Raw genomic sequence first — 9,579 nt, forward strand, 5'->3', positions numbered from 1 at the left:
TCAGGCGCGGGGCAGCGTGAAGCGCAGCGTCGCTCCCCCGCCCGGCGTGTGCTCGGCCCAGATCCGGCCGCCGTGGCGGTCGACGATGCGATGGCAGGTGGCCAAACCGATGCCGTGACCGTGGCTGTCGGTGTTGTCGGCCTTGGCGAACATGCCGAAGACGCGGTCGAGCTGGTCGTCCGGGATGCCGTGGCCGTTGTCGGCGACCGTGACCGTGACCGTGTCGTCGCCGCGCTCCGGGCCGTCGTCGACTGACGCGGACACGGTGATGCGGCTCGGCACGTCGGCGCGGCGGTACTTGATCGCGTTGTTGACGAGGTTCTGGACGAGTTGGCGCAGCAGCACGGCATCGCCCCGCACACGCGGCAGCGGCTGCACCTCGAGCTCGGCGCCGGAGCGGGCGATCTCGTCCTGCAGGTCGGCGAGCGCCTGGCCCGCGACGTCGTCCAGCTCGACCGGCTCGGCGACGTTGTCGCCCGACTCGACCCGGGCGTACTTCAACAGCGCGGCGATGAGGCCCTGCATGCGCGCCGCGGCCTTGCGGGCGACGCCGATCCACTCGAGCGCCTGCGGCTCCAGGTCCTCCTCGTACTCGTCGGTCAGCAGGTCGAGGTAGCCCTCGATCACCGTGAGCGGCGAGCGCAGGTCGTGGCTGGCCACCGAGGCGAGCTGGGCCAGCTCGGTATTCGAGCGCTGCAACTCATGTTGCGCCGCTTCGAGGGCCGCGCGCTGGGCGCGGTCGCGAGTGACGTCGTGCTGGGCGACGACGGCGCCGAGCAGCGCCCCGTCCCGCCTGTGCAGGCCGCGTCCGTTGACCACGACCTGACGGTTCGGGCCGTCGACGGGCGCGATCACCATCTCGGCGTCGGTGAGCGCGCCCTCGACCAGTGCGCGGCGCAGCGGCAGGTCCTCGGGCGCCAGCGGCGTCGCGCCGTCGGCGGTGAGCAGCCGGTAGTACTGGCCGTGGTGGGCGGGGTCGACCGAGAAGTCGGCCGGCAGGCCGTGCCACTGCTGGGCGGTGCGGTTGAACAGGGTGAGCCGGCCGTCCGGTCCGGCGGCGACCACCCCGACCTCGATGGTGTCGAGGACGGCGTCGGTGAACTCCTGCCGCTCCTCCAGCTGTTGCAACGCCTGTTGATGCAGGGCGCGCTGCTCCTGCTCGCGCGCGGCGGTCTCGGCATGCCGACGTGCCTCGCGACGGCGCTCGAACAGCGCGACGATGACCGTGGCGAGGTCCTCGATGGCCTCGATCTGCTGCGCCGAGAGCTCGCGCACCTCGTCGTGGAAGACGCACAGGGTGCCGAGGATGGCGCCCTCGGCGGTGATGAGCGGCGCCGACAGGTAGAGGCGCACGTGCGCCAACCGGCCGGTGACCCACGGGTTGTCGACGTAGTCCGGCGAGGTCCGCGCGTCCGGGAGGTAGACGGTGCGGCCCTCGTGCATGCGCACCGCGCACATCGAGTCGTCGCGCGAGCTGGTGGTGCCCTCGAACCCGACGGTGGTGAGTTGGCACTGCTGCGCCGAGTCGATGATGTTGATCGTCGCGGTCGGGACGCCGGCGACGGCGGCCGCCGCGCGCACCAGCGCGGTCAGCTCGGCCTCGACGGGCGCGTCGAGCAGGTCGTAGTCGATGAGCGCAGCCAGGCGGGCCTGCTCGGTGACCGTCACGACTCCCCCTCCGTGCGGGGCGGCCGGGCCCCCTCGACGACGATAGCGACCCGCGTCAAGATCAACCCGGGTGATCAACCGGCGCGCAGTGCGGCCAGCCACGGCTCCGCGAGACCTGCCTCCTCCTGGGTGCGACGGGCGTGCAACGCGAGGGCAGCGGCGACGCCCTCGTCGACGGCGGTGCGGATGTCGGCGGCCGGCAGCTGGAACAGGTGCGGGGCGCGCAGCACCAGCCGCGCCGGATCGGCGGGCTCGAGCACGTGGTGCAGACCGTGGAAGCGCGCCAGGCGCTCCTCGAGCTCGGCGTCGATCTCGTGCCGCATCCGCGGCTCGACCCCGGCGGACAGGGCGGCGGTGAGCGGCACGGCCAGCTCGTAGCCGTGCTCGGTCCAGGCGTAGGTCGCGCTCGGCCAGTCGATGTGGGTCTCCATCACCGCACGGTAGCAACCATGTGAGTTCTGTGTGAAGTGGGCGAAGGTCCTGACCGCTCGGTCAGCCGGTCCCCGTCCGCACCCCGGTCAGGTCGGTCGGGACGCCACCGAGCGCGGCACCCTCCTCGGCGACCGCCTGGCCGACCGTGTGCGGGCCGCCCTCCTCGTGCACGTAGCGCTTGCCACGCAGCAGCGACGCCCCGGCGGCGAGCACGGTCATGATCGCCGCGGCGGTGAAGACGACGGCGAGACCGCTCGTGAACGGCCCGCTCATCAGGTGCGGGAAGAACGACGAACCGGTGAGGGCGGCCCGGTCGCCCGGGGCCAGCGACGACAGCAGGTGCGGGTCGACGCCGTCGAGCAACCGGCTGATCGGGTTGTCGCCCAGGAACGCGGCGAACAACGTGCCGACGGGCGGCGTGTGCGAGGCCGCCTGGGCGGTCGCGGCCGGGACGCCGTGCGCCTGCAGACCCGAGGACAGCGCCCCCGGCAGGCTGCCCGCGAGGCCGACGGCCATGAGCGAGAAGAAGGCGCCGATCGAGATGACCATGCCGGCGTTCATGCCGGTGGCCCGCACGCCCGACGCCGCGCCGCGCGCCGACGGCGGCACCGCGTTCATGATCGCTGCCGAGTTGGGCGCAGCCATCAGGCCCGAACCGATGCCGTTCAGCGCGAGCAGGGTGGCGAACAGCGGGTAGCTGAAATCGGCGGGCAGGGCGAGCAGGCCGAGGTAGGTGGCGGCGACGAGCAGCAGGCCACCGGTGGCGAACGCGCGCGCACCGAGCCGGTCGCTCACCGCGCCCGACACCGGGCCCGCCACCAGGAAGCCGATGGTCAGCGGCAGCATGTAGATGCCGGCCCACAGCGGGGTGTCGGCGAACTTGTAGCCGTGCAGCGGCAGCCAGATGCCCTGCAGCCAGATGATGAGCATGAACTGCAGGCCGCCGCGGGCCATCGACGCGAGCAGGTTGACGGCGTTGCCGGCGGCGAAGGCGCGAATCCTGAACAGCCGCAGGTCGATCATCGGCTCGGCGATGCGGGTCTCGATGACGCCGAAGACGACGAGCAGCGCGACGCCGCCGACGAGGGCCGTGAGCACGGTCGGGCTCGTCCAGCCCATCGTGTGGCCGCCGTAGGGCTGCAGGGCGTAGGTGATGCCGACGAGCACGGCGATGAGGCCGACACCGAAGGTGAGGTTGCCCCACCAGTCGACGCGCACCTTCTCCTTCCGCGTGCCCGGGGCGTCGTGCAGCGTGCGGTAGCCGGCGATCGTGCCCCAGACGCCGACCGGCACCGACACCCAGAAGACGGCGCGCCAGTTCCACTCGGACAGCACGCCACCGATGACCAGGCCGAGGAAGGAGCCCGCGAGCGCGGCGACCTGGTTCACGCCGAGGGCGAAGCCGCGGCGATCGGGCGGGAACGCGTCGGTGATGATCGCGGTCGAGTTCGCGGTGACCATGGCGCCGCCGACACCCTGGATCACGCGCAGCGCGATGAGCTCGAAGGCGCCGGCCGAACCGGTGTTCGGCGTCAGCGCACAGGCGGCCGCCGCCACAGTGAAGATGAGGAAGCCGAGGTTGAACAGCTTGGCGCGCCCGTACTGGTCGCCCAGCCGCCCGAAGGTCACCACCAGCACCGACGTCGCAAGCAGGTAGCCCATCAGCATCCACAGCAGGTAGGTGATGTTGGCCGGGCTCAGCGGGTCGAGGTGCAGGCCGCGGAAGATCGCGGGCAGCGAGATGATGAGGATGGACGCGTTGAGCGTCGCGGCCAGGATGCCGACGGTGGTGACGGTGAGCGCCACCCGGCGCTGGTGGACGTTGGCTGCCGACACAGGCACCTCCCATTCGTTAGCCAGACTAACCACATCGCGGGTCGAGCGGGAGCGGGGCGCGGCGGACGTGATCGATCCCGCAGCCGGTCGGCACGCGGGGCGGCGCGACAATGGCGCGATGACCGAGCTCGGCACCAGCTTCGACGTCGCCGCGCTGCGGGCGGGCTTCCCGTCCCTGCGCAGCGGCACCGCCCACTTCGACGGCCCGGGCGGTACCCAGACGCCGGACGCCGTGGGCCGCGCGATGTACGAGGTGATCACCGGTCCGCTGTCGAACCGCGGGGTCGGTACGGCGTCCGAGCGCAACGCCGAGGCGGCGGTGCGGGCCGGGCGGGCGGCGATGGGCGACCTGCTGGGCGTGGCCGCGGACACCGTCGTGTTCGGACGCAGCATGACCGAGCTGACGATGGCGATGGCCCGCACGGTCGCGCGCACCTGGCAGCGGGGGGACGAGGTGGTCGTGACCCGGCTCGACCACGACGCGAACATCCGGCCGTGGGTCATCGCGGCGGAGGCGGTCGGCGCGGTGGTGCGGTGGGCCGACTTCGACCCGGCGACGGGCGAACTCGGCGTCGACGACATCGCCGCGGTGGTCGGTGGGCGCACCCGGCTCGTGGCCGTGACGGCGGCGTCGAACCTGCTCGGCACGCGCCCCGACATCGCAGCGATCGCCTCGCTGGCCCACTCGGTTGGGGCGCTGGTGTACGTCGACGGCGTGCACTCGACCGCGCACGTGCCCACGGACGTCGCGGCCCTCGGCGCCGACTTCTACGCCTGTTCGCCGTACAAGTTCCTCGGCCCGCACTGCGGGGTGCTGACCGGGCGGGCGGACCTGCTCGCGTCGCTGCATCCGGACAAGCTGCTGCCGTCGACCGATGCGGTGCCCGAGCGGTTCGAGCTCGGCACGCTCCCCTACGAGCTGCTCGCCGGGACGGCGGCGGCCGTCGACGTGCTGGCCGGGCTGGTGCCGGCCGGCGCCGATGCCGACGGCGACCGGCGGTCGCGGCTGCTCGCGTCGTACGCCGCGCTCGAGGCGCACGAGGACCGGCTGCGGCACCGCATCGAGACGGCGCTGGCCGACCTGCCCGGCGTGGTGGTGCGGTCGCGGGCCGCGCGGCGCACGCCGACCCTGCTGCTCACCTTCGACGGACGCGACGCGCGCGAGGTGGCTGCGGGTCTGGCCGAGCGCGGCATCAACGCGCCGGCCGGCTCGTTCTACGCCCTCGAGGCGTCGCGGCACCTCGGGCTCGGCGACGCCGGCGGCCTGCGCGTCGGCCTGGCGCCGTACACCGACGACAGCGACGTCGACCGGCTGATCGACGCGCTGCGCGAGCTCACCGTTCGCTGAGCCGGCCGCCGTCCATCGCCCACCGCCGCGTCACGCGCACGGTGTCGAGCATGCGGCGGTCGTGGGTGACCAGCACGACCGTGCCGGCGAAGCTGTCGAGCGCCTGCTCGAGCTGTTCGATGGCGGGCAGGTCGAGGTGGTTGGTGGGTTCATCGAGCACGAGCAGGTTGACCTCGCGCGCCTGCAGCAGCGCGAGCGCCGCCCGGGTGCGCTCGCCCGGCGACAGCGATGCCGCCGGTCGCAGCGCGTCGTCGCCGCGCAGGCCGAACTTCGCGAGCAGCGTGCGCACCTCGGCCTCGGGCCAGTCGGGCACCGCCCGCCCGATCGCCTGCGCGACCGACTCGGTCCCGGTGAGCAGCGCTCGGGCCTGGTCGATCTCGCCGATGCGCACGTCGGCGCCGAGCGTGGCGCGTCCCTCGTCGACCGGCACGCGGCCGAGCAGGGCGCTCAACAGCGTGGTCTTGCCCGAGCCGTTCGGGCCGGTGAGGGCGATGCGGTCGGCCCACTCGATCTGGGCGTCGACCGGGCCGAGGGTGAACCCGCCGCGGCGCACGACGGCACCCTGCAGCGCCGCGACGATCCGACCCGAGCGCGGCGCGGCCGCGATCGTCATGCGCAGCTCCCACTCCTTGCGCGGCTCGTCGACGACCTCGAGCCGCTCGATGGCGCGCTGCGTCTGCCGGGCCTTCGCGGCCTGCTTCTCGCTCGTCTCGGCGCGCTTGTTGCGGCCGATCTTGTCGTTGTCGGTGCTCTTGCGGCGCGCGTTGCGGACGCCCTGCGCCATCCAGTTGCGCTGCATGACAGCGCGGTCCTTGAGGTCGCCGAGCCGGTCCTCGTACTCCTCGTAGGCCTCGCGTGCGTGCCGGCGGGCGACCTCGCGCTCGGCGAGGTAGCTGTCGTACCCGCCGTCGTAGACGGCCACCTGGTGCTGCGCGCGGTCGATCTCGACGACGGCGGTCACGGTGCGGGCGAGGAACTCGCGGTCGTGGCTCACGATCACCGCGGGCGAGCGCAGTTGCTGGACGAACCGCTCGAGCCGTTCGAGGCCGTCGAGGTCGAGGTCGTTGGTGGGCTCGTCCAGCAGCAGCACGTCGTAGCGCGACAGCAGCAGCGCCGCGAGGCCGGCGCGGGCCGCCTGCCCGCCGGACAGCGCCGTCATCGGCGTCTGCAGGTCGACGTCGAGGCGGAGGTCGGCGGCGACAGCCCCCGAGCGTTCGTCGAGGTCGGCGCCACCCAGCGCGAGCCAGCGTTCGAGGGCGATGGTGTAGGCGTCGCCGTCGTCGTCGCCGTTCGCGAGGGCCTCGGCGGCGGCGTCCATCGCGACCTGCGCCGCGGTGACGCCGGTGCGCCGGCCGAGGAAGCCGAGCACCGTCTCGCCCGGACGCCGCTCGGGCTCCTGCGGCAGGTGGCCCACGGTCGCGGTCGGTGGGCTCAGGGTCACCATGCCGTGCTCGGGCGCATCCTCGCCGGCGAGGATGCGCAGCAGCGTCGACTTGCCCGCGCCGTTCGCACCGACCAGGCCGACGACGTCACCAGGTGCGAGCACGAGGTCGAGATCGGTGAACAGCGACCGCGCGCCGTGCCCGGCGGCGAGGGCCGTCGCCTGCAAGGTCGCGCTCATGACACCGAGCAGCGTAGCGTGCCGAAAATCCTCAACATTTGTTGCAGCGCCGAGCTCGTGGTTCGGCATGATCGGGCGCGGGACGGCGATGGACGATGCCGCCGCGATGGCGCATACTTCGCGATCAGCGGGTCGGGGGGCCCTGGATCACGGGGGAAGCACGCCATGAGCACTGAGGTCGCTGTTCGCCGACACGGCCGGCATCTGCCGGCACTCGACGGATTGCGCGCCGTCGCCGCACTGCTGGTGCTCGAGTTCCACGCCACCGTCGATCGCTGGTCCTGGGTCAACGGATGGGCGGGCGTCCCCATCTTCTTCGTGCTGTCCGGCTACCTCATCACCCGGCTGGCGCTGGCCGACGAGCACGGCGACGGCTTCTCGTTCGCGCCGTTCTGGGTCCGCCGACTCACCCGCATCGTGCCCCTGTACGTGCTGGCTCTCGGCGGCTTCGCGGTCCTGGCGGTGATGGGGTACCGCGGCGGCCTCGGCGCGTTCGGCCGGGCGCTGCCGTACTACCTGACCTTCAACGCCGAATATGCGCCCGCGCACCACCCCATGACGGTGGCCTGGTCGCTCGGCATCGAGGAGAAGTTCTACATCCTGTGGCCGCTGCTCGCCTTCGCCGCGCTGGCGAACCGTCGGTGGCGGCTGGAGCTGGCTGCCGTCGGAGCGGTGGCGTGTCTCGTCGTCGCGGCCGTCTGGGACCTGTCGAACGTCCCCTGCTACGGCGCGTTGTTCGTCGGGTGCACCCTGGCCTTCGCCGAGGAACGCTTCGGGTGGCTGCACGGCCGGGCGCCCGCGGCGATCACCCACCCGGCCACCGGCTGGATCGCGGCCGCGGCGGTCGCCGGCTGCCTGCTGTCGGCATCGGTTGTCGAGCACAACGCCGTCTACCTCTACCTCGCGCCGGTGGTGGCAGTGCTGATCGCGCATGTCACCTACGGGGCGAGCGCCGTCCGGACGGGCCTCGGATCACCGGTCATGACCTGGCTCGGCCGCAGGTCGTACGGGATCTACCTGTTCCACACGCTCGCGCTGGCGGTCACCGCCCATTTCGTGTCGGGACACGGCGAGGCGAGCTTCGCGGCGGGTGTGCTCGGGTGCCTGGTCGGCGGCATCGTCGCGGCCGACCTGGCGCATCGTCTCGTCGAGCGGCCGTGCATCGCGTGGGGCCGCCAGGTCGCCCGACAGGTCGGCCGGCGCCAAGCGACGGACCACGCATCCGGTCTCGCCGACATCGAGCCGGCGGGACGCGTCGAGCCCTCGCCCGGGTGGTGACGGACGCCGGTCGGTGCCGGTCGGTGCTGGTCGGTGCCGGTCGGTGCCGGTCGGTGCCCTGGATCGGATCAAGATCGTCCGATCACCCGACGGCGTCGGCACCGGCGCTGCCGATCAAGGTTCTGACGGCCCCGTCGCCGACAGCGGGGGAACGCGGCGGGGCCGTCCGCGCGCCTGCCGACCGACGTGAGCACGCGCCGGGCTGACCATCTCGCAGTCGCCAGGCTGACCAGGTCGCAGTCGCCGCGCTGACCAGGTCGCAGTCGCCGCGCAAATCGTGTCGCATCAGAACGGCGCCGGGTCATCGGCCGGATCGGGCCGGCGCGGTGCGGTGCCCTGGTCCTGGTCCTGCGCGGGGTCCAACTCCTGGTCGGCCCGCACAGGTCCCCGCGCCGCACCGTCGAACATCGGCACATCGAGTCGCTCACCGACCGCATCGACCGGTTCGAGGGACGGCAGATCGACGCGGGTGATCCTGCGCGGTGCGGGCTGCACGACGCGGGGCACCGTCACGTCGTGGTGGCGTCGATAAGGGCTGATCCATCGGAACGTCCGCGGCCCGGTGCGCAGCAGCCGCCAGCCCCACTCGCTCTTGTTGTCATGGTCGTGGTCGCAGGCCGGACCCAGGTTGGACTCGGACGTCTGCCCACCCCTGGCCCAGTCGAGCCGGTGGTCGATCGGGCAGTTGCGTGCCGGCCGCCGGCAGCCCGGGAAGAGGCACCACCGGTACGTCATCTCCGTGCGTCGGCGCAGCGGTCGACCAGGGAACCTTGCGCGCGGATCCTGCTCGATCGCCCGTTCGGCGGAGAACTGCCCCGCGATGTCGGCGAGCACCCCGGTCCAGCCGGTGTCGGGCGGGACGAAGGCATGCGTCAGCCATCGCGCAGGCAGCAGGATCTCGACGACGCCGTCGACGGGCGACGGTGCCTGCTCTGGCGTGCCGGTGACGGGTGGGCGGCGCCGCGTGATGCCGTCGAAGCGCAGCCAGCCGTCGTCGTCGTGCACCCCGAAGCGCCACTCGCAGCGCCGCTGCGCCGCCACGATCGCGCGGGCGACGGACGCCGGCACCACGCCCCACCCGGCCACCTCGCCCGGTCGCTCGTCCAGCCCGAGCAACGTGCCCAGCCCGATGATCACGTGCACCCCGACGCGCGGCCGCGCGGGAGCCATCGAAGGCGGCGGGATCGGCGGCGGCGGGGTCGGCGGCGGCGGGACCGGCGGTGGCGGGACCGGCGGCGGCGGGACCGGCGGCGGCGGGACCGGCGGCGGCGGCGGGTCCGGCGGAGGTGGCACTGGCTGAGGATGCGCCCGCGGCGGGCCCCGGGCGTATCGAACCAGGGGCACGACCACCCGACACGGAGGCCACGCACGGCCGGTCTCTCGCCCCACGGTCCTC

General features: G+C 73.1%; 7 protein-coding genes. 2 read left to right on the forward strand and 5 right to left on the reverse strand.

Translation table 11 applies throughout. The annotated features are described in order from the left end of the window. From ACTHMS_RS03110 to ACTHMS_RS03120, 3 genes are all read right to left on the reverse strand, one after another. Positions 1-1,668, reverse strand: a complete 1,668-nt coding sequence (locus ACTHMS_RS03110) for a sensor histidine kinase (protein ID WP_440305213.1) — start codon at positions 1,666-1,668, stop codon at positions 1-3. 74 nt (positions 1,669-1,742) lie between these two features. Further along, positions 1,743-2,099 carry a hypothetical protein gene (locus tag ACTHMS_RS03115; RefSeq protein ID WP_440305214.1) on the reverse strand — a complete coding sequence of 119 codons (357 nt, stop codon included), beginning with the start codon at positions 2,097-2,099 and terminating at the stop codon, positions 1,743-1,745. 61 nt (positions 2,100-2,160) lie between these two features. Further along, a complete protein-coding gene (locus ACTHMS_RS03120) occupies positions 2,161-3,936 on the reverse strand; it encodes an MFS transporter (protein ID WP_440305215.1) in 1,776 nt (591 codons plus the stop codon). Between the two features lie 118 nt (positions 3,937-4,054). Here ACTHMS_RS03120 and ACTHMS_RS03125 point away from each other — a divergent pair, with 118 nt between their 5' ends. After that, positions 4,055-5,284 carry a cysteine desulfurase-like protein gene (locus ACTHMS_RS03125; protein ID WP_440305216.1) on the forward strand — a complete coding sequence of 410 codons (1,230 nt, stop codon included), beginning with the start codon at positions 4,055-4,057 and terminating at the stop codon, positions 5,282-5,284. Here ACTHMS_RS03125 and ACTHMS_RS03130 read toward each other — a convergent pair. Beyond that, complete coding sequence (locus ACTHMS_RS03130) at positions 5,271-6,905, reverse strand: ABC-F family ATP-binding cassette domain-containing protein (RefSeq protein ID WP_440305217.1); 1,635 nt, start codon at positions 6,903-6,905, stop codon at positions 5,271-5,273. The genes ACTHMS_RS03125 and ACTHMS_RS03130 overlap by 14 nt on opposite strands. A 165-nt stretch (positions 6,906-7,070) precedes the next feature. Here ACTHMS_RS03130 and ACTHMS_RS03135 point away from each other — a divergent pair, with 165 nt between their 5' ends. After that, positions 7,071-8,183, forward strand: a complete 1,113-nt coding sequence (locus tag ACTHMS_RS03135) for an acyltransferase family protein (protein WP_440305218.1) — start codon at positions 7,071-7,073, stop codon at positions 8,181-8,183. A gap of 285 nt (positions 8,184-8,468) precedes the next feature. On the opposite strand, the gene ACTHMS_RS03140 is transcribed toward ACTHMS_RS03135, so the two are convergent. Then, complete coding sequence (locus ACTHMS_RS03140; RefSeq protein ID WP_440305219.1) at positions 8,469-9,320, reverse strand: HNH endonuclease signature motif containing protein; 852 nt, start codon at positions 9,318-9,320, stop codon at positions 8,469-8,471. Positions 9,321-9,579: the final 259 nt, after the last annotated feature.

It is taken from the genome of Jatrophihabitans sp., assembly GCF_051960575.1.
GTDB lineage: Bacteria > Actinomycetota > Actinomycetes > Mycobacteriales > Jatrophihabitantaceae > JBQCEE01.

What these genes read in the sequence shown, in the direction of transcription:
- ACTHMS_RS03115 (WP_440305214.1), bottom strand. Translation starts at nt 2,099, where the DNA reads ATGGAGACCCACATCGACTGGCCGAGCGCGACCTACGCCTGGACCGAG.
- ACTHMS_RS03125 (WP_440305216.1), top strand. Translation starts at nt 4,055, where the DNA reads ATGACCGAGCTCGGCACCAGCTTCGACGTCGCCGCGCTGCGGGCGGGC.
- ACTHMS_RS03130 (WP_440305217.1), bottom strand. Translation starts at nt 6,905, where the DNA reads ATGAGCGCGACCTTGCAGGCGACGGCCCTCGCCGCCGGGCACGGCGCG.
- ACTHMS_RS03135 (WP_440305218.1), top strand. Translation starts at nt 7,071, where the DNA reads ATGAGCACTGAGGTCGCTGTTCGCCGACACGGCCGGCATCTGCCGGCA.